Origin of the sequence: Halorubrum salsamenti (genome assembly GCF_007671685.1) — an archaeon.
Taxonomy (GTDB): domain Archaea; phylum Halobacteriota; class Halobacteria; order Halobacteriales; family Haloferacaceae; genus Halorubrum; species Halorubrum salsamenti.
Map to the genome: position 1 here is coordinate 847,452 of NZ_VCNL01000001.1, position 25,312 is coordinate 872,763.

General features: G+C 67.2%; 14 protein-coding genes. 9 read left to right on the forward strand and 5 right to left on the reverse strand.

Going from position 1 to position 25,312, the window contains the following annotated elements; translation table 11 throughout:
• Positions 1–163: 163 nt before the first annotated feature.
• From FGL94_RS04200 to FGL94_RS04210, 3 genes are read left to right on the forward strand one after another with little or no spacing between them, the layout of a single operon-like run.
• On the forward strand, positions 164–1,180 hold the full coding sequence (locus FGL94_RS04200) for an ABC transporter ATP-binding protein (protein ID WP_144921227.1): 1,017 nt from the start codon (positions 164–166) through the stop codon (positions 1,178–1,180).
• Positions 1,177–3,192 carry an ABC transporter permease family protein gene (locus tag FGL94_RS18535; RefSeq protein WP_241659123.1) on the forward strand — a complete coding sequence of 672 codons (2,016 nt, stop codon included), beginning with the start codon at positions 1,177–1,179 and terminating at the stop codon, positions 3,190–3,192. The genes FGL94_RS04200 and FGL94_RS18535 overlap by 4 nt, the downstream gene beginning before the upstream one ends.
• Complete coding sequence (locus FGL94_RS04210) at positions 3,185–4,240, forward strand: ABC transporter permease (protein WP_144921229.1); 1,056 nt, start codon at positions 3,185–3,187, stop codon at positions 4,238–4,240. Before FGL94_RS18535 ends, FGL94_RS04210 begins: the two co-directional genes overlap by 8 nt.
• 388 nt (positions 4,241–4,628) lie before the next feature.
• Here the strand turns inward: FGL94_RS04210 and FGL94_RS04215 are convergent, their stop codons facing one another.
• Positions 4,629–4,970, reverse strand: a complete 342-nt coding sequence (locus FGL94_RS04215) for a 2Fe-2S iron-sulfur cluster-binding protein (protein WP_144921231.1) — start codon at positions 4,968–4,970, stop codon at positions 4,629–4,631.
• A 134-nt stretch (positions 4,971–5,104) separates the two neighbouring features.
• On the opposite strand from FGL94_RS04215, the gene FGL94_RS04220 reads away from it, so the two are divergent.
• The 6 genes from FGL94_RS04220 to FGL94_RS04245 all read left to right on the forward strand — a co-directional run bounded on the left by FGL94_RS04220 (position 5,105) and on the right by FGL94_RS04245 (position 19,272).
• Complete coding sequence (locus FGL94_RS04220; RefSeq protein WP_144921233.1) at positions 5,105–5,347, forward strand: antitoxin VapB family protein; 243 nt, start codon at positions 5,105–5,107, stop codon at positions 5,345–5,347.
• Positions 5,344–5,736 (forward strand): PIN domain-containing protein, encoded by a 393-nt coding sequence (locus FGL94_RS04225; RefSeq protein ID WP_144921235.1) that lies wholly within the window; start codon positions 5,344–5,346, stop codon positions 5,734–5,736. Before FGL94_RS04220 ends, FGL94_RS04225 begins: the two co-directional genes overlap by 4 nt.
• A gap of 73 nt (positions 5,737–5,809) precedes the next feature.
• The gene (gene mvaD / locus FGL94_RS04230; protein ID WP_144921237.1) at positions 5,810–6,808 is read left to right on the forward strand and encodes a phosphomevalonate decarboxylase MvaD; all 999 of its coding nucleotides are present in this window, start codon (positions 5,810–5,812) and stop codon (positions 6,806–6,808) included.
• Between the two features lie 413 nt (positions 6,809–7,221).
• Positions 7,222–10,755, forward strand: a complete 3,534-nt coding sequence (locus FGL94_RS04235) for a Tc toxin subunit A-related protein (protein WP_144921238.1) — start codon at positions 7,222–7,224, stop codon at positions 10,753–10,755.
• 2 nt (positions 10,756–10,757) lie between these two features.
• Entirely contained in the window at positions 10,758–16,724 is a 5,967-nt protein-coding gene (locus FGL94_RS04240) for a toxin TcdB middle/N-terminal domain-containing protein (protein ID WP_144921240.1), read from the forward strand.
• A gap of 694 nt (positions 16,725–17,418) precedes the next feature.
• On the forward strand, positions 17,419–19,272 hold the full coding sequence (locus tag FGL94_RS04245) for a bacterio-opsin activator domain-containing protein (RefSeq protein WP_186313329.1): 1,854 nt from the start codon (positions 17,419–17,421) through the stop codon (positions 19,270–19,272).
• Positions 19,273–19,445: 173 nt separating this feature from the next.
• Here the strand turns inward: FGL94_RS04245 and FGL94_RS04250 are convergent, their stop codons facing one another.
• From FGL94_RS04250 to FGL94_RS04265, 4 genes are all read right to left on the reverse strand, one after another.
• Positions 19,446–20,936, reverse strand: a complete 1,491-nt coding sequence (locus FGL94_RS04250) for a cryptochrome/photolyase family protein (RefSeq protein ID WP_144921244.1) — start codon at positions 20,934–20,936, stop codon at positions 19,446–19,448.
• A 74-nt stretch (positions 20,937–21,010) separates the two neighbouring features.
• Positions 21,011–21,457: a phosphate-starvation-inducible PsiE family protein gene (locus FGL94_RS04255; protein ID WP_144921246.1), complete on the reverse strand. Its 447-nt coding sequence runs from the start codon at positions 21,455–21,457 to the stop codon at positions 21,011–21,013.
• Between the two features lie 46 nt (positions 21,458–21,503).
• Positions 21,504–23,906: a DEAD/DEAH box helicase gene (locus tag FGL94_RS04260; protein ID WP_144921248.1), complete on the reverse strand. Its 2,403-nt coding sequence runs from the start codon at positions 23,904–23,906 to the stop codon at positions 21,504–21,506.
• Positions 23,907–24,575: 669 nt separating this feature from the next.
• Positions 24,576–25,244: a GNAT family N-acetyltransferase gene (locus tag FGL94_RS04265; protein WP_144921250.1), complete on the reverse strand. Its 669-nt coding sequence runs from the start codon at positions 25,242–25,244 to the stop codon at positions 24,576–24,578.
• Positions 25,245–25,312 lie beyond the last annotated feature (68 nt).

Sequence of the window (25,312 nt, forward strand, 5' to 3'; positions counted from 1 at the left end):
GGGACGCCGTAAGGGTACCGGCAAGGGTGGCCGCCGCTCCGCCGCCGCCGGCGACGCCTGGGACGACGACTGACGGGTCGGTACTCCTCGTCCCGCCCGCCGCGTTCTCGCGGGTGATAGCCGCGGGCGTGGCTTTAACCCGCCCGACGGCGGACCCGAGCGCATGATCGAAGTGGAGGGGCTGCGGAAGACGTACGGGGAGTTCGCCGCCGTCGTCGACAGCACCTTCTCCGTCGAAGCGGGCGAGGTGTTCGGGATCGTCGGCCCGAACGGCGCCGGGAAGACGACGACGCTGAAGGTGCTCGCCGGACTCGTCGACCCCACCGACGGCGAGGTCGAGGTCGCCGGCTTCGCCTCCGACGACCCGGAGATGCGCCGGCAGTTGGGGTTTCTCCCCGAGGAGTCGCCCTTATACGAGGAGATGACGCCGCTGTCCTACCTGCGGTTCTTCGCCGACCTGTACGACGTGCCGCGCGAGGCCGCGAACGAGCGGATCGAGACCGCGCTCGACCGGCTGGAGCTCGACCACCGCGAGCGCCGGCTCGGTGACATGTCGAAGGGGATGAAACGGAAAGTCGCCATCGCCCGGTCGCTCGTCAACGACCCCGACGTGCTTGTGTACGACGAGCCGGCCTCGGGGCTCGACCCGGTGACGACGAACTCCGTGCTGGAGTTCACTCGCGAGCTGCGCGAGACCGGAAAGACCGTCGTCTTCTCGGCGCACAACCTCTATCACGTCGAGTCCGTCTGCGACCGCGTCGCGGTGATGAACGAGGGCCGGATCGTCGCCCGCGGCAGCGTCGACGGGATCCGCGAGCGACACGGCGAGACGACCTACCGCGTGTTCACCGACGTCGCGCCCGACACCGACCGACTGGCCGAGGTCGTCGAAGGCCTCGACGCCGCGACCGAGGAGGTCGGCGACCGCTTCCGCACCACCGTGCCGACGATGGACGCGGTCGAGGCGGTCCGCGAGGCCGCCGCCGCGGCTGGCGGCGAGGTCGTCGACATCCGCACCCGCGAGCCGAGCCTGGAGGACGTGTTCCTCGACATCGTCGGGCGACAGATGCCGGGGCGGTACACCGGGGGCGGAGCCGCCGTCGACGGCTCCGACGACGGGGACGCAGAGCCGTCAGGGGACGCGACCCGAGCGACGGAGCCGCCGGAGGGGGCCGAGTGATCGACCGACTCCGGCGGATCCTCCGGGTCGCTCGCTGGGAGACGGTTCGGGCGGGCGGCGGCGTCGACCGCCGGACCCTCCTCGCAGCGCTGGCGCTCCTGCTCGTCGCCGGCGGCGTCCTCGGCGGGGGGCTCGCGGCCGGCGTGGTCGGGCTCGACGTCGACCGCGACGTGTACCGCGTCGCCGTCGACGGCGACTCCCCGTACGCGGACGCCGTCGAGGAGGCGCCGGCGCTGACGCCCGTCCCCGTCGACGGCGCGGTCCTCGGCGAGACGGCCGACCTCGTCGTGTTCGACGGGGGGCAGAGCGGAACGGTCGAGACCGTCGCCGTCCGCGCCAGCGACACGCGAAAAGGAGAGGCCGCGGCCGCCGAGTTCCGGGAGGCCGTCGAGGCGCACAACGAGCGGCTGATGGCCGCCGAGGAGAACCGGACCGCCGCGTTCCCGGTCACCGTCACGCTTCAGTACGTCGGTCGGACGAGCGGACTCGACGACGGCTCGACGCTCGGCGGGTCCGACGGGGGCGACGGCTCCGAGAGCGACGGATCCGGGAGCGACGACGGTTCCGGAAACAACGGCTCCGAGAGCGACGGCTCCGGGAGCGGTGGCGGTTCCGACGGCGGAAGTACCGAGGGCGACGGCGGAAGTACCGAGGGCGACGGCGGAAGTACCGAGGGCGACGGCGGAAGTACCGAGGGCGACAGCGGCGGACCCTCCGGGGACGACGCCGCGAGCGAGGACGAGGACGACGGCGGATTCGCGGTCCCCTCGGTCGGCGGCGGGACGTTCGGCGCCGACACGGTCGGGTCGCCGGGGTCGATCTCGCCGCCCTTCCCGTTCGTCTCGCTGCTCTTAGCGTTCGTCTTCCTCGTCCCGATGAACTTCCTCATTCAGGCGTACGGCTCGTCGGTCCTCGACGAGCGGACGAACCGGCGCGGCGAGCCCCTGCTCGTCACCCCGCTCTCGCCGGTCGACATCGTCGCGGGGAAGACGCTCCCGTACGTCGCTGTCGCGGCGCTCGTCACGACGCTCATCGCGGTCGCCGTCGGCGGCGGGGCGCTCTCCGTGATCGCCGTGCTTCCGGTGGCGTTGACCTTCCTCGCGGCGACGTTCGTCGGCGCGATGTTCGCGCGGTCGTTCAAGGAGCTCACCTTCGTGACGGTGGGCGTGAGCGTCCTCCTCACGACGTACGCGTTCGTGCCGGCGATCTTCACGAACGTCACGCCCGTGGCGCTCGTCTCGCCGCTGACGCTGGTCGTCTTCGACCTGCAGGGCGAGGCGGTCGGAGTCGGCGAGGTCCTCTTCTCGACCGGGCCGATGACGATCGGGGCGGCGCTCCTGTTCGGGCTCGGACTCGGGGTGTACCGCGAGGAGGACATGTTCGCCCAGAAGCCGGTCGGGCGGAAGTTCCTCGACGCGCTGGCGGTGCGGCTCCGGTCGGTCGGGAACGCGGGCTCGGACTCGGGCAGATCGCGACGAGAACGACTCCGCGCGCTCGCGTCGGTCGCGGTCCTCACGGCCTGTACGATCCCCTTCGTGTTCGTCGCGGAGCTGCTTGCCGTCGCGTTGCTGTTCGCGCTCCCGGTGACGGTGTCGATCCCCGTGCTTCTCGTGACGATCGCGTTCATCGAGGAGCTCGCGAAGAGCGTCCATCTCTACGCCGGGTTCGAGCGCGGCGCCTTCGCCCGGACCGATCGGGTCGCCGTCGCGGTCGGGAGCGCCTCCGCGGTCGGCTTCTTCCTCGCGGAGAAGGCCACCGCGGTCGTGCAGGCGGTCGGGCTCACGGAGCTGTACGTGGGCCGCGCCGCCTTCGGGAGCGTGGCGGGACTGGAGGGGCTCCCGCCGCTCGCGATCGCGGGGCTGTTCTTCGCGCCCCTCCTGCTCCACGGGTTCGCGACGACCGTCGCCGCGGTGGGCGCGAGCCGGAGCCGGACGTACTACGTCCTGACGCTGGCGCTGGCGACGCTGATCCACGCGGCCTACAACTTCGGGGTGGTGCGCCTCTATGCGTAACCGCGACAGCCGACTGACGATCGCCGGCCGAGAGCTGTCGGGGCTGCGCGCGGAGAAGACGATCCTGCTCGCGATCGCGATCCAGCTGTTCATCGCCGCGTTCTCGTCGTTCCTCGTGGTCGGGCTCGTCTCGATGTACGACCCCGGCTCGCTCGGCGGCGCGGAGGTCGAGGTGGCGGGCGCCGGCGACGCCGTGAGCGACCTCGAACGCGCCGCGAGCGAGGTCGACGGGGCCTCGGTCACGCGCTACGAGGACGCCGGCGCGGCGCGGCTCGCCTTCGACCGCAACGCCGCCGACGCGGTGGCGGTCGCGAACCGGAACGACGACGGCGGGATCTCGGCCACCGTGACCGCTCCGGACGCGACGGTCGAGACCACCGTGATCGTCGTCCAGCTCCGCGATCTCCTCCGGACCTACGAGCGACAGGAGCGCGCGGACCGAGCCGGCTATCTGAGCGAGTCACCGCTTCCTCTCCCGGAGCGCACCGGCACCAGCCCGTACTTCACGTTCACGTACACCGTGTTGATACCGGTGCTCGTCTTCCTCCCCGTCTTCATCTCGGGGTCGCTCGTGGTCGACTCGATCACCGAGGAGATCGACGAGGGGACCTTCGAGCTGCTGCGCGTCGCGCCCGTCACCCTCGGGGAGATCGTCGACGGGAAGGCGCTGGCGGCGATCGCGATCGCCCCCGGACAGGCGCTCCTGTGGCTGCTCCTCCTCCGCGCGAACGGGACGCCGGTCGCCAACGTCCCCTCGATCCTCGTCCTCATGACCGCGCTCACCGCCCTCGTCGTCGCGCTCGCGCTCGCCATCTCCGCGCTGGCGCCCGACCGGCGCGCCGCCCAGTTCCTCTACTCGATCGGCGTGCTGGCCCTCTTCGGCGGCGCCACGGCGATGGCCGGCGGCCCCGCGAACGCGGTCGCGCGGCTCGCGATCGACAGCGCCGACGCGACGACGACCGCGCTGGTGGTCGCGTACGTCGGTATCGCCGCGGTGGCGTACGTCGGCGTCCGAACGCTCGTCGCTGAGAACGGGTTCGAGAAGTGAACGACGAGCATTTATAAGTAAACGAGGTGGTCGGCGCGTGCCTGCGAGTGGCCGCCGAAGGCGGCCGCGAGTCAGCACGCGCGAGGGAGTCAGTCGCCCGAAGCAACGCGGAGGGCGACTGACGAGGCTGGGGAGGCGTGAGGCTGTGCGGTGCAGTGCGGGGTGGGACTCAAAGGGGCAGTCGTTGAGGGCTGCGCAGGCGACGTAAGCACTGGAAGGAGCGAACGAAGTGAGCGACTGAAGCGCGCAACGAGCGTGCGCAGCCCTCAACGACTGGGGCTTTGGAGGTCTTCACCGCCGACTTGCGAACAGCAGTTTATAAATGATCGACTAATCCGGGACAGATCGCGTTTCGGTTAAAAAGAACGCCGCGCCCGCAAAGTACGTCTCAGTCGTCGTCGGCCGCTGCACCGTCTTCGCCACCCACGTCCGTCGCCGCGTCGTCCTCGATGCTCGGCGGGTACTTCCCGCGGTCGAGCTTCAGGTCGGACTGCGGGCGCGCCATGCAGGTGAGCGCGTACTCCTCGGACTCGTCGTCGGTGAGCCCGCGCGCCGCCGGCTGGGTCACCTCGCCCTCGACGATCTCCGCGGAGCACGCGAGACACATCCCGACGCGGCAGGAGTACTCCTGAGCGATCCCCTCGTCGATACAGCAGCTGAGGATCGTCTCCGTGTCGGCCACCTCGATCGTCTCGTCGGTGCCGACGAACTCGACGGTGTACTCGGTCATAGCGCGGTGTACCCGCCGACCCGTCAAAAAGGGTTCCCCTCGATCGCGTCGCCGTCGCGGGGACGGAAGGCGGCTGAGGCGAGGTGAAACCGTCGCTGACATTTATAAATATACACACGCAACTGTGTACTGTGATGGCGACGAAAACGATCTCGCTCGACGAGGAGGCCTACGAGCGGCTCAAGGCACACAAGCGGGAGGGCGAGTCGTTTTCAGACGTGGTCAAGCGGATCGCCGGCGAGCGATCGTGGACGGAAGTCGCGGGAATTCTCAGCGAGGACGAAGCCGACGAACTCGAATCCCTTGTCGAAGAGGGGCGATCCCGTTCCCGCGATCGGCGCGAACGCCTGGATTCGGACGTACGAAGCGACGAATGATCGAGGACACGACGTTTATCATTGATGTTTTACACGACGACAAGGGCGCGATCCAATACCTCGATCTCATCGAACGAGAGAACCGCCCGGAAAAGCTCTCCTCGATAACGGTACTCGAACTGTACGAAGCAGTCCCACAGTTGAACGCTCCGGAGGAGCGTCGACAGGCGATCCTCGACGTACTCGACACGCGCCACGCGGTCGTCGCCGACGAGACCGTGATGCGAAAGGCCGGAAAGATTTCCGGCTCGCTTCGCGCTCGGGGCGATGAGATCGACAGAGAGGACTGCATCATCGGAGCGACCGCGTTGTTGAACGACGAGCCTGTCGTGACTCGAAATCGCGATCACTTCGAGCGCATCGACGGGCTCGACGTCGAGACGTACTGAGCCCTCCCCGACGGGCGTCGCTTTCCTCCCGCTCATCGCAACGACTAATCCCCCGCCGGACGCTTCCCGAGGTATGACCGAGAAGGCCACCGCGCGAGCCCACCCGATTCAGGGGCTCGTCAAGTACCACGGGATGCGCGACGAGGAACTGCGACTCCCGTACCACGACAGCATCAGCCTCTGTACCGCCCCGACCGCGACGACGACCACCGTCGAGTGGCAGCCCGACGCGAGCGAGGACACCTACGTCATCGGCGACGAGGAGGTCGACGGGCGCGCCGCCGAGCGCATCGACATGGTCGTCGAGCACGTCCGCGAACTGGCCGGCGTCGACGCCGCCGTCCGGCTGGAGAGCGAGAACTCCTTCCCGTCGAACATCGGCTTCGGCTCCTCCTCGTCGGGCTTCGCGGCCGCCGCGCTCGCGCTCACCGAGGCCGCCGGCCTCGATCTGACCCTTCCCGAGGTCTCCACGGTCGCCCGCCGCGGCTCCTCCTCCGCGGCCCGCGCGGTCACGGGCGCGTACTCTCGGCTCGACGCCGGGCTCAACGACGAGGACTGTCGCTCCTACCGACTCGACGTGGGCGTGAGCGACGACGGCTTCGACCCCGAGGAGGACCTCAAGATCGTCGCCGCGCACGTTCCCGCGTATAAGGAGACGGAGGAGGCCCACCGCGAGGCCGCCGCGAGCCACATGATGCAGGCGCGGACCGCCCACGTGCAGGACCAGCTCGTCGAGATGACCGACGCGCTCCGCGCGGGCGACTTCGACCGGATCTTCGAGACCGCCGAGCACGACTCGCTCTCCTTAACCGCCACCACCATGACCGGCCCCGCGGGGTGGGTGTACTGGCAGCCCGAGACGATCGCCGTGTTCAACGCGGTCCGCGACCTCCGCGAGGAGGGCGTCCCCGTCTACTTCTCGACGGACACCGGCGCCTCGGTGTACGTCAACACGCTCGCCGACCACGTCGACGAAGTCGAGAGCAGAATCAGCGAGATCGGGATCGACACCGACGTCTGGGAGGTCGGCGGCCCGGCGCGCGTCCTCGACGAGAGCGAGGCGCTATTTTAAACCGGGTCGGCGTCGACGCCCGCAGCGAGGCGCGAATCGCCTCTGAAAGCCGTCGGCTCCGGTGCCGGCGCCTGAGTGCGGATCGCCGCCTCAGTCGCGAGCGTTTCGACGAGTTGCTGGAGCGGCCGAGTGGTGAGGCGGTCGGCTCTGAGTTGTGCATTGGATCGAGGTGAGAAACATCGGGTTTCACCGCGACTGTTGATCCGCCAGATCGACGGATGAACGAGGCGAGCGCCTCGGGGCTCGATCCCGAGGCGGTTCACTCCGCGAGAGGTCGACTCCGCCAGCTCTGACCGTCCTATCCTACACAGCGACGGTCGGGCGACGAGACGTCGGACGTGCGCGACACGCTATACACTTAGCGCGAGGATACGTGTCGGTCGGGCCTGTATATCCTGATTACGGGAACGACCATGACTGGGCCACAATTCCCCGCAAATTACGTATCGACCGTCGGGATCCTCTCTCAGGAATCCCCGATCGAAACCGTTGATAACACGTCTCTCAGTCGTATCACCGAAATTCGGTCCACGCTTGAAGACGCCCGTGACGCGTACGCACGGGCCGAGTACCGAAAGGCGATCGAAAAATATGAGCAGGTCCGATCGCTCGTGTTCGAACTCGTCGACCCCCGCGACTCTGCCCCCTGGCACGCGGGATACGACGATACAACGCTTCCGATGGGGGAGGAGGTCTACCGCGCGATTGCTGAAACGGGGCTCCAGCTCGCCGAGGACATCCGGCGGATTGACTTCAAGCTCGAGTCGCCGGTCGTCTCGCCCGAGACCGAGATCCCATCATCAGAACTCAATCTCGAAGACGTCGGGTACACCAAAGACGACCCCCCGCTCGCGGACCTCGATTCGGACATCCGCTCGGGGATCGAGAAGCTCAACAGCGGAGCAACCGCGAGCGCCATCGAGCTCTTTCGAGGGGTCCTTGACGAGCTTGACGACCCGGCTACGACTGCAGAAAAGGAGACCGCTGGAACCGCTGCGCTCAACTTGAGTACCGCGTTGACGATAGCGAACGACGAACAGAGAGCAGACGAGGCCGCCGCACGGGCCGAATCGCTCTTCGCGGATGTCGGCGACGAAGTCGCCCTCTCACAGGCACGGCACAACCGGGGCGCAACCCTCTCGCATCTCGGTGAGCACGGACAGGCGTCGGAACACTTCGAGGAGGCGAGGAGCGCCTACGAAAACACGGTCGAGAACGGGGGCGGAACAGAAGGCGGCGGGAGATTGCCGCTCACGGAATCCTCGATAGAGCCCATCATCGGCGAACTGCCGTCATCATCGGAGATACTCCCGGGAGAGAGGACCGGCCCCCAAGAACGCGGGCCGTCGTCGTCCGCCGTCGTGGATCCCGGGTCGATTCAGCCGACGATGGATCTGACGTCACTCTCGTTTCTCGAGGAGCAGGATCCCGAGCGGCTGAACATCCGCTGGTCGGACGGGAGCATGGCAGGGATTCCGGCCCCGGCTGACACCGGGTCGGACACCTGGGAATTGGGGGTCAAGGTCGGGAGTGAGGTCCGAGCGCTGGTCTGGGAGCACGGAAGCCGCCCGGATCCCGAACAGGCGATGGAAACGATCCTCCGCCCCCGGGTCGACGCGACAGGTCTCGAAGACCTCCTCGTGTGGCCGGAGCATCCTGCCGGCCAATCCGTGTACCTCACACACGTCTACGCGTTCGCCGTCCCGGTTGGGCTGGGTGACTGTCACCGACAGCTCGGCGAGTACGAACGGGCCGAGGAGTACTACCTGAAAGCGGCGGACTACGAGTACCTGAACCGCGAACTGGAGGCAACGAATCTCTGGGGAAAGCTCGCGAAGAACGTCCGGCAATGGGGCGACTCCGTGTACCGCGAGAACGACCTCGAGAAGGCGATGCAGATCTATCGCAAGCTCCTCACGAATCAGGGTTCAGTGCCCCAGTCGCCGTTGTACCAGAAGGACGCGTTCCAGAAGCCGAGCCGGGAGGCGACTACTGTCATCGAGAACTTAGCGGACCCGAGCTCGGTCGAGGCCAACCCCTCGATCATGTACCCGATACTCATCACGTGGGCACGCTGGCAGAACCTCAACGCCGGCCTGGATTTCTGGGGGTCGACCTTCATCCCGACGCACACGTTCGAGTACCTGCGGCAGGTCGCGCGGACGCTGGCGAAGCAAGGCATCCAGGCCGAGCGGTCGTATATCGACTTCAAGTCCCGCGCCGAACGGGAGGAGGCGCGGCGGCGTGAACTCGAACAGACCGCCGAGATGGCCGAGAAGAAGGTCGAAGTCTCCCGCGAACGCTACGAGGCGAGCAAGGACGAAACGGAGGTGTACGAAGAGTCACGCGACCTCGCCGAGACACGGCGGCAGAACGCCCAGGACGAGAAGAACAAGTACCAGACTGCGGGCTGGTACCAGTATCGGGCGGAGTCCGCGGCGGCAGCAGGACGGTCCGGGTGGGACGAAAACGAGATCCGGAAGATGGCGGAGAAGTTCGAGAGCGGTGAGTCGATCTCCGGCTCCGCGGGGAAACGGGCGGCCGCAGAAACGTATCTCAGTGGTCAGAAGTCCTACGAGTACCAGTTGGAGCGGCTCGAGAACGACGCGGAGGAACTCCGGGAATCGAAACAGGTGGCCGAGGAACGCCTCGACGTCGCGAAGCACCGCCAGGAGGCGGCGCGGTTGGAGAAGGAAGCGGCGAAGAAACGCGCGGAACTCGCGCGGGACTCGCTGCGCGCGTTCGAGAACGAGACGTTCACGCCGGAGCTGTGGACGCAGATGGCAGAGTTCATGCGCGACATCGCGCAGACGTACCACGACCGTGCGGTCGAGGTCGCGAAGCTGATGGAGCGAGCGTACAACTTCGAGAACGACACCGACCACTCGATCATCGGGTCCGATTACGGGATCGGTGAGGAAGGCGGGCTGTTGGGGTCGGACGCGCTGTTGACGGACATCGACGGATTCACGCATCGACTCGTCACCGAGACCGGCGGAAAGACGTCGCGATTGAAGGACGTCATCTCGGTCGCGAACGACTACCCCTTCCAGTTCCACCAGTTCCAGCAGACCGGCGAGCTGTCGTTCGAGACCTTGCTCTACGACTTCGACCGACGGCACCCAGGGTTCCACGCCCAGCGTGTTCAGGCGGTCGAACTCGAGATCGCGGGCATCATCCCCTCGACGGGCGTGCGAGGGACGCTCCGAGCGGGCGGGTTCTCGCGGTACCGTCAGGAGAACGGCGAGGCGGACGTCCGCATCCACGCGGTGGACACGCTCGCGCTTTCGGGGTACGAGGAGCGACAGGACCACATTCTGTTCCGCGTTGACCCGGAGGAGTACGGCCTATTTGAGGGCCACGGCGTCGCGACGACCTGGCACGTCGACCTCCCGCAACGCGCGAACAACTTCGACTTCGACCGCATTCGCGATATCCGGCTCGTGGTGTACTACGAGGCACAGTACGACCCGGGACTGGCGAAGGAGGTGGAATCCCGACAGCCGCTCCCCGGCGAACTCACGGGGGCGAAAGACTTCCAGTTGCGATACGACTTCCCGGAGTCGTGGTACGCGATGCTCGACGACGCCACGATGACGTTCGAAGTCACCGATGACCACATGCCACAGACCCAAGAGTCGTTCAAACTGGACACACTCTCGCTCGTCCTCGAGACGGCCGAGGGCGTCGACGCCTCGAACGTCGACCTGTCGGTGTCATTGCCAGGGAGCGAGTCGGTATCGGTGACCACGGACGCCGACGGACAAGTCACGGACAGCGGGACACGTCTCGGAAGCGTTCTCCCCTCCGCCGTCCTCGGTGAGTGGGAGGTATCGATCACACCGCCGGACGGGAGCGCCCTCGCGGACAGCGACGGCGGCCTAGAGGCGGACGCGATTGAGCAGCTCCTCGTCTTGACCGAGTACGACTTCCAGTATTCGAGGTAATCATGGAAGCAACGTCAGGCGTTCTTGACGAGATCGTGTCGCTGCCCGAAGGCGGTGGCGAGGTGAACGGCCTCGGAGAGCGGTTCCAGCCCGACCTGCTGAAGGGGACGGGAAACTACTCGGTTCCGATCGAGGTCCCGGACGTGCCGGACGGCCCGAAGCCGGACCTCTCGCTGGACTACTCGACCGGCGCGGGCAACGACGTGTTCGGGATGGGCTGGTCGGTCGCGGGATCGATGGCGATCACGCGACGGACGGACGACGGCGTCCCTGCGTACGACGGTACCGACGAGTTCGCGCTGGGAACCGCGGTTCTTGTGCCGGTCGGCGACGGCCGGTATCGTCCGCGGAGCGACGAGGACGGACGACACATCAGTCGCGGCGACGGCGGTGGATGGATCATCCGAACGCCGACCGGTGAGCAGTACGAACTCGGAACGACGGCCACGAGTCGGGTCACAGACGACGAGGGCGATCGCGTGCTGTCGTGGTTGTTGGCCGAGCGCGAGGACACGGCCGGGAACGTCGTCTCGTACGAGTACGACCACCACCGCAACGCCGCATATCTGTCGCGCATCACGTGGGGGATCTACGCGGTCGAGTTCGAGTACGAGTCCCGCCCGGACGTCCTCCGGGACGGTCGTGGCGGTTTTGAGGTGACGACGGCGCGGCGTTGTTCCGCGATCGAACTGCGGAGTGACAGCCTCGATAGCCCGCGGATCGCCCGGTGGACCTTCACGTACGAACAGGCGGACGGCTCCGGGGTCTCGCTCCTGACGGAGATCGAAAAGACCGGGTACGGCCCGGACGGCGAAACGGAGACGATCCCGCCGGTCCAACTGTCGTACACCGGGCACGACGCGGACGATGCGAGCTTCGACCGCGTGGGCTCACCGGACGGGCTCCCGTCACTGGACGATCCGTCGACGACGCTCGTCGATATGACCGGCGACGGGCTCCCGGATGTCCTCGAGACCGGCAGGGACGGCCATCACTTCTGGCCGAATCAGGGGGACGGCACGTTCGGCACGCGCCGGTCTGTCCCGATCTCACCGTTCGGGATGGAGCTCGGACGCGCTGGCGTCTCGCTCGGCGACCTCAACGGCGACGGGGCGGTCGATCTCTTCCGGATGGAGCGGGGGATCGGAACCACCGTCCGAAACGCCGGTGACGGTTCGTGGGTCGACCGGCCGACGATGTACCACCAGACGATGGCACTCGACCTGTCCGCGACGGACTCGCGCGTCGTGGACCTCGATGGAGACGGGACCGTCGATCTTCTCCAGTCCGGGCCGGGCGGCTACTTGCTCGCATACAACCGGGCCGGTGAGGGGTGGTCACCAGCCCACGCCGTGTCGAAGTACGACGAGGTCGGGCCACTGCCCGAGGTCGACCTCGGGTCGGACCGCATACACGTCGCGGACTTCACGGGCGACGGCCTGTCGGATATCGCGATCGTTGAATCCGGCCACATCGCGTACTGGCCTCACTACGGGCGCGGTGTCTGGGGCGACCGGGTCGAGATGGAAACTCCGCCATCGATTCCGGGAGGGTTCGATTACGACCGCCTGTACCTCGCGGACCTCGACCGGGATGGGACGACTGACCTGCTGTACGTCGACGACGACACGATCTACTACTGGCTGAACCGGACGGGAACGGGGTGGAGTAGACGCTTCGAGGTCCCGTTCGTCCCGCCGCCGAACGAGGACGCACTCCACCTGACGGACCTCAACGGGAATGGGATGCAGGGACTCGTCTGGAGCGACCCGGATCGAGACACCGCGGGCGGCGGCTCGTACCGTCACCTCGACCTCGGTGGAGCGACGAAACCGTACCTGCTGGCGGGGATCGACGACGGAACCGGCCTCCGGACGCGAATCGAGTACACAACCACAACCGCGGAACGACGCCGCGATCGCGAGGCCGGCGAGGACTGGGAATCGTATCTACCGTTCCCGGTGCAAGTTGTGGACGCCTACGTGGAAACGGACACGGTGACGGACGGTACCCGACGGTCGGAGCTCCGATACCACGATGGGACGTTCGACGCCGAGTCGGGCGAGTTTCGCGGGTTTGAGCGGGTTGAACTCGAGGTCGAGGGTGACGATCACGTGCCGACGGTGCTCCAAGAGACGACGTTCCATCAGGGTGGGACGGCCGCCCCCGGCGGATCGTCGGGCTTCTCTCCGCAAGAGCGTGCCGCGGCCGGGGCCCTTCACGGGCGTCCTCAAGAGACGGTCACGTACGAGATCGCTGACGACGGGACGCGAACGCGGACGAAGAGCGCGACGATGACGTACGAGGCACGGCTCGCGTACGCCGACGGGGATGACCTCGTCCACGTACCGGAGTTGCGACGGACGGAGACACGGCTGCACGACCCGGACGCTCCGGATCGGGTCGACGCTGCAGACTACGAGTACGATGCGTACGGGAACGTGACGAGACGGGTGCGCCGGAGTCGGTTCGCCGACGAGGACCCTTCGGAGGCGATCGTGCTCGACCGCACGATGACGTACGTCACCAACGAGTCCGAGTGGCTCGTGGGGCTTCGCGCGAGCGAGGAGGTCAGGGACCGAGACGGCCGTCTCCGGTCGCACACCCTCCGATTCTATGACGGCGACCCGTTCGTCGGACTCCCGAAGGGCGAGGCGACGACCGGCCTCCTCACGCGCGAACGCGAACTCGTCCTCGCCGACTGGGCACTCCCAGCGGGATATGCCGATGAGATCGAGTCCGACTGGGGTCTCACCCACGACGGCGAGGGATACTATCGGGATTCGAACGCCGTTGAGTTCGACCACGCAGGCCGGACGGTCGGCCTCCGCACGTCACTCGGGGCTGAGCACCGTATCGAGTACGACGACGACGGATACCCCCAGCGGCTGCGGCAGGCGGTCGGGACGGACGACGAGGCATCGGTGTCCGCGTCGTACGACCGTCGGACCGGCCAGCCGGCGTCGATCGAGTACGCCCACGGCGCGGAGGCGACGTTCGAATACTCGCCGATCGGACGTTTGCGTGCCAAACACGAGACGGCGAGCGATGGGACGCTCGAACTGACTGGGGCCTTTCGCGTCGACTGGGGCGACCCGACTTCCGACCCACCGACCCCGCCGAGTGCGACGAGTTACGAACCGCGGACCGGAGGGACAACGGTCGAGGACCTCTCGGACACAGCCCCGGAGACACTCACGGACGTGGACGTGGCCCGGGAGTACTATGACGGCCGCGGGAACCGCCTCCAGCAGGTCCGGCGTGGCGACGATGCCGCCGACGGGTCAAAGCGGTGGATCGTCGGCCACCGGTCGGCGTACAACGTCCGCGGGGAGACGGCGTGTGAATACCCGAACGTCCTCGTCGACTCGCTGGCGTACCACCCGAACCTGTCGACGGACGGCGAGGTTGCGTACCAGTATAACGGCTCGGACTCGGTGACGCGCGTTGAGCGACCCGACGGGACCACGGTCCGAATCGACCACTATCCGGATCGGACGGAGCGCTGGGAGCCCGGTGTCTCGGCCGACGACTCGCCGATCGTTGAGCGGTTGAACGCACATGGCGAACTCGTCGGAGTCGAACGACCGACCGGAGACGGCGACGTGAACGGTACTCGGTACGATCGCGACCTCAGGGGACGGATCGTCGCGATTACCGACGCGACGGGCCGTACGTCAACGACGTATACCTACGCCGGCCCGGGCCATCCGATCCGCATCGAGCACGCCGACGCGGGGCAGCGGACGTTCTGGTACGATGCCGATGACAATCGCCGGCTCCGGACGGACGCCCTCGGGCAACGCCTAGCGATGGAGTACGACGCGCAGGGTCGGCTCGTTGAGGCGACCGATGAGACCGATCCGAGCGATCCCACGACGATGCGCACGAAGACGTACGACCGGACCCAACTCGTCGAGTCGACCGACGGGGATGTCACCGTCTCCTTCGGATACGATGCGGCCGGCCGGCAGACGATGCGGACGGTCGACCTGGACGGCGGCGACACGTACACGCTGGAACACGAGTACGGCATTCAGGGCGACCAGAACGCGATCACGTATCCCGACGGCACGCGAGTGAGCTACGCGTACGGCGACCACGGCTCGCCGGTCTCGGCGTCCGGTTTCGTCGACGACGTCACCTACGACGCACACGAACGGCCGACGACCATCGCATTCAGCGGGGCCGCTTCGTGCTCGTATTCGTACGACGGGACCGACCAAGACATGACCGCTGCGACGCTCCGGGACGGAGCCGGGGGCGTCCTCCGGTCGCTCGAGTTCGAGTACGATGACGGAGGGAACGTTACCGATATCACGGACGAGTTCCCATCGGAGACGCTCCATCGGCACTTCGAGTACGACCGGCTGTTCAGACTCACCGCCGCGGAACGACGCGTCGGTGGTCCGGGAGGCTCGCCGGATGCCCGGGACGAGTACGCGTATACCCCCACGGGCGATCTCACGCGGAATGACGAGTCGATGGCTGGGCCGATGGAGTACAGCGACCCCGCACACGCGGGGCGACTCACGGACGTCACGTTCGCCGGTGACGACGATCCGACGTCGATTTCCTACGACGCCGCGGGACGTGTGACGACGTGCGACGACTTGGAGACCCTCGAATACGACATCTTCGATCGGCTCGTCAAGGCCGAGACAGCGGACGGACGGGTCGTCACGTTTGAGTACGACGCCGAGGGTACCCGGGTGGAGAAGACCGTCGATACCGGCGAGGAGACGAGGACGACGACGTACGTCGGCGATCGCTACGAGGACAGGCCGGACGGCGAGAGACTCACCGTCAAGCTCGGGGATCTCACAGTCGGCGTGAAGACGATCCCGGAGGAGGACAGTGACGCGCAGGCCGTCCACGTCCTCACCGATCACCTCGGGTCGATCGTCGCCGCCTGCGACGACACCGGCTCGGTCGTTCACCAGCAGGTGTACTCGCCGTTCGGTCGAACGATGCGATCGGGGAGTAGCCATAACCGCTACCTCGGGCTAGACACCGACACGGACCTCGGGATCGCGCAGTTCGGCGACCGATACTACGCGCCCGAACTCGGACGGTTCCTCACGCCAGACTGGTTCGTCATCGAGAACCCGCAGCCGGCACTCCGACATCCGCAAGGCCTGAACGCCTATAGTTACGCCGTGAACAATCCCGTGCGGTTCAAGGATCCGACCGGAAAGTTCGCCTTCCTCGCCGCGGTTGCAATTGGTGCCGCGGCCGGGTTCGCGGTCGGATTCGTCGGCGGGACGGTGTACGGTTTGACGCAGGGTGAGAGCCTCGGGCAGAGCATGCTCCGCGGGCTTGAAGCCGGCCTGCTGGGTGTCGCTGGGGGCACGCTCGGAGCGCTGACGGGTGGTGCCGCCTTCGGCATTCTCGGGTTCTCCGCGGTCACCGGCGCCGTGATCGGCGGCGTCGTCGGGGCTTTGAACGGGTACATTAGTGGTGCCACGCAGACGTACCGATGGAGCGATGGCTCCGGATTCGCCGCGTTCCTCGCCGATTCGACGTGGGGGCTCCCCGGGACGTCACTCGGCCTGCTAGTACACTTCGTCAACTGGACCTTCCACGGCGGAGGAGGATACGCCGAAGCGGACAGTCGCCGGTCGAATCATCACATCTACGACGGGGGGTTCGCCGTGAAAAGCGACTACGCGCTCACGCAAGGAAACGTCATCAGCAACCTCCAAGGGAACCGGGGCGCGCTGTATCGACACGAGCAACTCCACGTCACACAGAGCCGCGTCTTCGGTCCGATCTATCAGGGCCTGTACGCCGGCTGGCTCCTCGTCGGCGGCGTCGCGGGGTTCTTCATCGGCCTGGGAACCGATCAGGATCTCGGTCAGGACATCGAGGACGTCGCGTACTTCGACAACCCATGGGAAACGTGGGCGTACCAACAAGAGGGGCCGTCAGACAACGTAGGCGGGACGCTCAGCTGGAACAACGGGTGAACGGGGACCCGCCTACGTCGGCGGTCCGGAAGCCGCTTGACCGGTATCGGGGCTGATGACAGCCACTCATGTCGCTCCGTCGCGACGTCGAGCCTACCGGTCAAAAGCGGTATCGTGCGGCGCCGGAGTCATCCGCGTCCAGCGAGGATTCCGGACGGCAGCGACCGAGATGCGGGTGTTGTCAGTCAAGCATTATTTCAAACCGATTTCGTTAGGCCAGTCGTTTAATTATCCGGATACGGCGGCTTCGGGGAAATCAACTCGAATATCCTTGTGATACGTTATCAAACATACAGGTACAGAGACGTTACTATGCTAATATATTTATACCAATCTTTTCAAAAAGTAAATGGATCCCCATGAAAATTCCTCTAGCTCAACCCACGTATTCCGAGCCAAAGACGGTGTGTGGCCGCAGGGGAATTCCGGTCGATGATCGGTGTTCGGATCCGACGGACCGTGACCGTCCCACCGCGAAAATTGAACACCCCGTCCGCCGGCTCCGAGCCAGTACGCACTGGAAAGAGGCCTTCCCCACGGGACTATCTCCGGCTTCTCGTAGGCGGTCCGTTCAGTGCGAAGGCGCCCACTCGCTCGCTTTACGAGCCGCAACCGACGGTGGAGACCCGCGTCACTTATGTTAAACCAAACGCGACAGGCACAAGTTTGGGGTCCGGAACCGTCTTTCGAGGGCGTGGGAATCCTCAAGGGGACCGACTACGTGTACGCCAGCGAGTCGCTCGCTACCATCCATGGGTACGAGACGGCGGCATCCCTCGTCGGGCGGGCATGGCCCAGCCTCTACGCGATCGAGAACCCGTCTATGCCCGCCGCGGAAGTCCTCGAGCAGGTGCAAGAACAGGGTGTATGGCGGAGCGATGCGGTCGCGCACAGACCGGGAAACAGTGCAGAGCCCGTCGAAGTATCGATGCGGACGACCGGTGACGAGATCATCTGTGCCGTTCGTCGGAGTGCCGCGGGCCACCCCAGTGAGAGCGACGAGACCGTTCGTGTTCACGGGGGGATTCGAGATCGGCAATCGATCGACACCGCATCAGCCCCCATCGCCGTGGTTGCGCAGAACAGAGAGTTCCTCCATTGTAACGCGGCTGCCGTCGAGTTCGTGGGCGCGGAAAATCGACAAGCGGTTCTCGGTCGGCCGCTCGGGGACTTCGTCCACGACCGGGACTGTGAGCAGATCCGGCGCCGGATCGATCAGGTACTTAAGACGGGGAATGCCGTCGAGGTAACCGAGTTCCGGCTCAGCGGACCTGACACTCGCGAACGGATCGTCACCTTCGTCGCCACGCCGATCAGGTATCGGCAAGCCTCGGCCGCTCTGGTGATCCTGAACGAACCGACGGGAGGAGAGGAGCATGAAATGGCTCCTCCCTCGAACCGGGATACGGACACCACCTTAACCGCGATCGCCGAACTCCTATTCGGACTCACGCAGGAGGTCGTCGAGTGCCCGTCACGAGAGACGGTCGAAGAGACCGTCTGTGACCGACTGACATCCTCGGACCTGTACGAGAGCGCCGGGATATACGCCCCAGACGTCGACGGGGAGTCGCTCCAACGTCGGTTCTCTGTCGGAGGTGGAGATCTAACGCCCGAATTGGAATCTTCCACCGCAAGTGAACACCGACGGCCATCGAGCGTGGCTCAAGCTGCGTTCGAGACGAATATCGTCCGAGCCACGGTGGGTGGCGGCGGCACCGTCGGCTCCGCTCTTGCAATCCCGTTGAGCCACGAAACGGCCGCAAGCGGAGTACTAGTAGTTCGATCCGACCGGCGGGATGCGTATGGCAAGCAGGAGCGGGCGGGTCTGGCGGCGTTGGGCGGGGTGATCGGATTTCTCATCACCGCACTCAGGCGTCGGGCGCTCATGGTTGCCGATACCGTCGTCGAGCTCGCGTTTCAGATCGAGGACCCTCGATCGGTTCTCCTGCGGATATCTGAAGAGCTCGACTGCGCGCTCAGGATGGTGAGCCACATCCGGCTCGAGGAAAACTGGCTTTTGTACCTCGATGTCGAGGGTGCGCCAGCATCGGAAGTCTTCGCCGCTCTCGAAACGACGGTCGAGGAGGCCCGCATCGTGAGCGACAAAGGTCAGTGGAACCGCGTGGAGTGTGTGATCGCCGACACATCGCTCGTGGACGCGATCGTCGCGACGGGTGCCTTGATCCGTTCGGCCCGGGCCGATCAGGGTACGGGTCGGGTCGTCGTTGAGGCGCCACCGGACGCCGATCTTCACGAGGTCGTCGCACAACTTCGCGGAGCCGTCTGGAGACTGAAAATCGAGTCGGTTACAGAACACGAACGGACCCTGCAACCGGCCGAGGACCCAAACGAACTGTTCAGATCCCTCACCGACCGGCAGCGGGAAGCGATCACGGCGGCGTATCAGGCGGGGTACTTTGACTGGCCACGTCAGAGTACGGCCGAGGAGGTCGCCGAAACACTGGATATCGCGGCCCCGACCTTTCACGCCCACCTTCGGAAGGCGGAACTACAACTGTTCGCCGGGGTGTTCGGATCCGAATAGGTCGGCCCCCGGTTCGGTGAGCTTCCCTTCGCGATCCTCGCACGGTTGTGCCTGTACAGATGTTCCTCACACCAAGCCTCCGGACTCCGCTGCTCCGTTGAGCCCGAAGGCGAGCCCTCGGCCGACGACGGCTGATCGGCAACCGCGTCAACACCGCCGACCGCGGTGACCCGCTACTCTTCCGGATCCTCGCCGCGCGCTCGCTTGTACATCGCCAACGCCTCCTCGCGGCGGTCGGAGTGATCGACGATCGGCGCGGGGTAGTCGGGCGCCGCGTTCGCGCGCTGGGTGGGCGATAGCTCGTGCCACTCGTGGATCAGGTCGGCGTCGAGCCCACGCAGTTCGGGGACGTACTCCGTAATATACTTCGCGTCGGGATCGTAGCGCTCCCCCTGCGTCATCGGATTGAAAATTCGGAAGTAGGGCTGGGCGTCGGTTCCGGTGGAGGCCGCCCACTGCCAGCCGCCGTTGTCGTTGGCGGTGTCGTGGTCGACCAGTTTCTCTCGGAAGTGGCCGTAGCCGTGCCGCCAGTCCGCGAGCAGGTCCTTCGTGAGGAAGGAGGCGACGATCATCCGCACGCGGTTGTGCACGAACGCCTCCTCGCGGAGCTGTCGCATCCCGGCGTCGACGATTGGGTACCCCGTCTCGCCGCGCTTCCACGCCGCGATCTCCTCGGGGTCGTCGCGCCACGCGATCCCCTCCTCGTACGTCTTGTAGTTCTCGGTGACCACCTCGGGGTTGTGGTACAACACCTGCGCGTAGAACTCCCGCCACGCGAGCTGTTGCTGGAACTCCGCGACGCTCTCGACGCGCTCCTCGGGGCGGTCTCCGGACTCGGCCGCCGCCAGCGCGCGCTCGGTCGCCTCGTACGCCTCCCGGATCCCGATTTCGCCGTACTTCAGGAAGGCCGAGAGCCGGGAGGTCGCCTCGCGGGCGGGGTAGTCGCGCTCCGCCTCGTAGGCGAACACCGCCTCGTCGAGGAACGCGTCGAGCCGGTCGCGGGCCGCCGCGGTGCCGGCGGGGCCCACCTCGGCGTCCGGCTCCGCGAACCCCAGATCGGCGGGCGCGGGCAGGTCGCCGACGGCGACGCGGTCGGTTTCGGTGCCGTCGTCGGTCCCCACTGCTGCCGTCAGGTCGCCCGCATCGACGAGGTCGCTCGCCTCCGGCGTCGGCGCCGGATCGTCCGTCTCGCGGTCGGTCCACTTCTTCCAGTAGTAGGAGTACACCGAGTAGGGATCGCCGGCGTTGGTCCGGATCGAGTCCGGGTCATGAAGGACCGCGTCGTGGTGCGCCTCGCGCCCGATTTCGGCGTCGTTGAGGGCCGTGCGGACGCCGGCGTCGCGCTCGCGAGCGAGCCCCGAGTAGTCCCGGTTCCAGACGACGCGGTCGGCGTCGAGCGCGTCGGCCAGCTCGGGGAGGACGGTCTCGGGGTCGCCGCGGGCGACGAGCAGGTCGCTGCCGCGCTCGCGGTAGTCGCCCCGCAGCGCCGCGAGCCCGTCGAGCAGGCGGCGGACCCGCACGTCGCTCGCGTGGTCGAGCACGTCCGGGTCGAAGACGAAGACGGGTGCGGCCGGTCCCCGATCGCCCTCGCGCGTCCCCGTCGCGGCCGCGAGCCCGACGTTGTCGGCGACTCTGAGGTCCCGGCGGTGCCAGAACAGCTCCATGGGATCCACAGGGGTGCGAGGACCGTGAAACCACCGACGGCGGTCGGATCACGGACTCCGGAGGTCCGGGCGACTCACAGCTCCGGTCTGCCGGGGACCTCCACCCGATCGAGGAGGAAGTACCCGACGGTGAGCGCGAGGACCAGCACCGAGATCGCGAGCGCCGCGAGGATCGTCTCCTCGCCCGTGCCGTAGTCCTCCAGCCGGAAGCTGATGGCGCGCCGGGCGACCGCGATAATCGACGCGCTGACGACGATTCGGAGGACGGGCTTCCCCTTGGCGTACGCCAGCAGCGTCCGGTGGACCTCGACGATGATCAGCAGGAGCAGCACGCTGTCGAGGAGCCCGACGACCTCGTTCGGATCAGTGAACTCGCCGGCGGCGACCAACAGGTACAGCGAGACGAACAGGTCGAACACGCCGATGAGAAACAGGATGAGCAGGAAGTACGCCGCTCCCAACACGAGCCACTCCATCGCCCGGGCCGCGGGATCCGCCGCGTCGTCGAGATCGATTCCCATCGACGGATCGGTCGGTGGCCGGCAGCAAGTGGTTTTGGGTGGGTCGTCAGGGTTCCGCGTCGCGGCCCGTCAGCGCCTCCAGCAGCCGCACCGCCGGCGGCTTCGCGAGCGGGTCGTTGGCGTTCCCGCAGTGCGGCGACTGGACGCAGGCCGGACAGCCGCCTTCGCAGTCGCAGGAGTCGATCAGCCGCGCAGTGCGGGCCATCAGCTCCTCGATCCGCTCGTGACCGCGGCGCGTGAGTCCGACGCCGCCGGGGTGGCCGTCGTAGACGAACACCGCGGGCGCGTCGGTGTGCGGGTGGTACGGTGTCGAGATGCCGCCCACGTCGGCGCGGTCACACAGGAGGTGGAACGGGAACAGCGAGATGATCCCGTGTTCGGCCGCGTGGATCCCGCCGTTGAAGGCGTGTTCGCCGCCCGGCGCGCTCTCTCCGCCGTCGGTCGCCGTCTCCGAGCCACCGTCCGAGTTCCGACTCCCGAGCGCGCGCATCTCCGACTCGATATCCTCCGGCACCGGGAAATACAGCGCCTTCGTCCGCAGCGTCGTCTCCGGGAGGTCGAGCGTCGACTCGCCGAGCGATTCGCCGGTCTTGGCGTCCTTCCGGACGAACCCCGTAATCCGCTCCGTGACGGTCACGTCGGCGAATCTGACGGGTACATCCGGGCGGGCCGACAGCTCGCGCTCGCCGAGATCTTCGTTCACGACGATGTCCTTCTCGGTGAGCGGCCGGGTGTAGTAGTCGGCCCACGACGACTGCAGCTCGGCCACGTCGCGGTCGAGGTCGAGCTCCGTCACCTCGTAGGTCCGGCCCTGCTGGTGGTAGATCGCGCCGGGATGGGCGTCCCGGAGCGCGTCGGCGAAGCCGAGCGAGGCGACCGTCTCGTTTCGCGAGGCGTCGATCAGATCGACCTCGCGGTCCCCCGCGGTCCGCAGGCTCACCGACTGCTGCGGGCTCGACGAGCCGGCGTGCGTCCACCGGATCCCCTCGGCGACCTCACGCCTCTCCAGAGTCCCCTCGTCGGTCAGATCGGCGACGACGCTCGGGAACGGCTCGCCGAAGAACCGCTCGTCGTCGGGCGAGAGCCAGCTCTCGTCGGCCGCGCAGGCGACGTGGCCGGGGAGCAGTTGACCGTTCTCGGGGTCGCAGATCGCGTCTTCCGGCGGCGCCTCGAAGAAGTCGCTCGGGTTACGCATCAGGTACTGGTCGAGCTGGTCCTCGCCGCCGACCATCACCACGAGGGCCGGGTCGTCGCCGCGGCCCGCCCGTCCCGCGCGCTGGTACGCCGACATCCGCGTGCCGGGGTAGCCGTCCAGGATAACGGCGTCGAGCCCGCCCACGTCGACGCCGAGTTCGAGGGCGCTCGTCGACCAGACGCCGCGGAGGTCGCCGGAGTGGAGGTCCGCCTCGATCTCGCGGCGCCGGTCGTCGGTCAGGGCGGCCTGATACGCGCCGACCGTCCCCGCGAGGTCGCGCTCGCCCCGCTCCCGGAGGTCGCTCGCGCTGTCCGTCGCGTACTGCTCCGCGGTCTGTCTGGCCCGCGTGAACGCCAAGGTCTGTTCGCCCGCCGTCACCAAATCACAGAAGAGGCGCTTGCTCTCCGCGTGGCTCGACTTCCGGCGGCCGCTCCCGCGCTCCCGCCAGTCGTCGTCGTACTCCGGGGGGTTCCACAGCACCCAGTCGCGGGGGCCGCGGCCCGACGCGTCCTCGTCGATCAGGGCGATCCCCTCCGGGTCGCGGCCGGTCACGGTCGCGACGTGTTCGACGGGGTTGTTGATCGTCGCCGAACAGCAGACGAACTGCGGGCTCGACCCGAACCGCTCGCAAGTCCGCGCGAGCCGGCGCAGCGTCAGCGCGACCTGCGAGCCGAACACGCCGCGGTAGCTGTGGACCTCGTCGATCACGACGTACTCCAGCGACGAGAAGAACCAGTCCCACAGGCGCCCGGCGTACGGGAGCAGCGCGTAGTGGAGCATGTCCGGGTTCGACAGCAACACGGTCGGCTCCCGGTCGCGCACCTCCCGCTTCTCCGACCGCGAGAGCCGCCCGGTGTACGACTCGACGGAGACGCCGCTGCCGAAGCCGAGCCCGTGAGCGAAGTCGCTCAGGCCCTCCTCCTGATCCGCGATCAGCGCGTTCTGGGGGCCGACGTAGAGGGTCCGGCCCCCGTGGTCCATCGCCGCCTCGAAGGCGGGGACGGTGTACGCCAGCGACTTCCCGCTCGCGGTCTCGGTGGCGAGCACGGCGTCGTCGCCGTCGCGGACCGCCTCGATCGCCTCGGCCTGGTGGCGGTAGAGGCGGTCGATCCCCTCCTTCGCGAGCGCGTCGGCCATCCGGGGGGCGAGGTCGATATCGCGGTACGCCGGCTCGCGGGCGGGCAGGCGGCGATGCTCCGCGATCTGTCCCTCGTAGAACGGTCGGTTCCGCAGCCACTCGATGGCGTCCTCCACGGCTACGGTAGCGTGGAGTCGGCCGGGCGTAATCGTTGCGGTCGGGGCGGTACGTGTTCGGGAGGATCCCCCGTGCGTCACACGATCTGAATGTCTGGGTCCGTTGAAATCCCCGTCTTCGGATGTATTTTGTGTTAAACGGCTGGTCGTTGAACGATGGTCTCTTGATCGATATTGGGAGTTGATGTTGCAGTCTGGTGGTGGCGAGACGACGTTTAAACAGCCGCGAGCGAGTTCGCCGATCACTTATAAATGAGCGCGGCGCGGCGGTGGCGCGCGTCTCCGAGCGCCCAGAGGGCGCGAGTAGCGAGGGACCGAAGGTCCCTCTGACAGCCGGCGGCGAAGCCGCCGACGAGAGCGCCGTGCGAGGGAGTCGGCCGACCGGAGCGAAGCGACGGGGGCCGACGAGGCTGGGGAAGCGTGAGGCTGCGGTGCGGTTGCGGGCGGGTGGGACTCGAAGGGGCGCCCGCCTCACGGCTGGGGCTTTGGGGTGTTCACCGCGTTGTCGACGGCGATAAATCGCCGCCAGAAACACCGCTCGTTCACTTATAAATAACCGATGCTCACAGTGGTTCACGTACTCCCGCAATCGCTCACCGCTGTCTCTGTGTCGACCGGGACCGGAACGACCGCGTCTCTTTCTGGGTGTTTCGACGGAACCGACCGCCCCTAGTCGTCGGCGCCGACGACTCGCGCCCCGTCGAATTCGATCGGGATCGGCTCCCGCGGGAGCGGCTCGGCCGGCCCCTCGCGTGCGAGCGGCGGCCAGCGGACCTCGGTCGCGATCGGGTCGTCGAGGTCGAGCGACATTCGGAGGTCGCCCCTGCGGTCGACGAGTTCGAAGCCGACCGACCGGTAGACGCTCCGCGCGACCCGATTCCCGCTCTCGACGTGGAGCTCGAGCCCCTCGCGCCCCCCGGCGGCGGCGTCGGCGATGACGTGTTTACAGAGCTCCGTCCCCACGCCGCGCCCCTGCATCTCGGGATGGACGAAGACGGCGAGTTCGGGGCGGGCCGCGTCGGTCGGCGTGTACATGGCGTGACCGAACAGCTCGCCGTCGCGCTCGGCGACGACGTTGCTCCCCTCGGCGAGCATCGACTCGATCCAGTCGGCCCGGCGGCTCCGGGTCACCGGCGGGAGTCCCTGCGCGCGGTCCGCCGTCCCGAACCCCTCGTACATCTCCGAGAGGGCCGCGGCGTCCTCGCGCATCGCGGGGCGGAGCGTCCACCGAGCCCCCTGCTTGTCCACGAAGCGCGGACAGCGCGGCGGACAGTGGACCGTCCCCTCGCACTCGCTGCCGTCCCAACCGTCGCAGGCGGCGGTGGCGTCGTGGCTCATGGGTGACGGTCGGTCGCCCACGGGGTTATATCGTGATAGCTGCTCCCACAGCGTGGGAACGGGGCGGG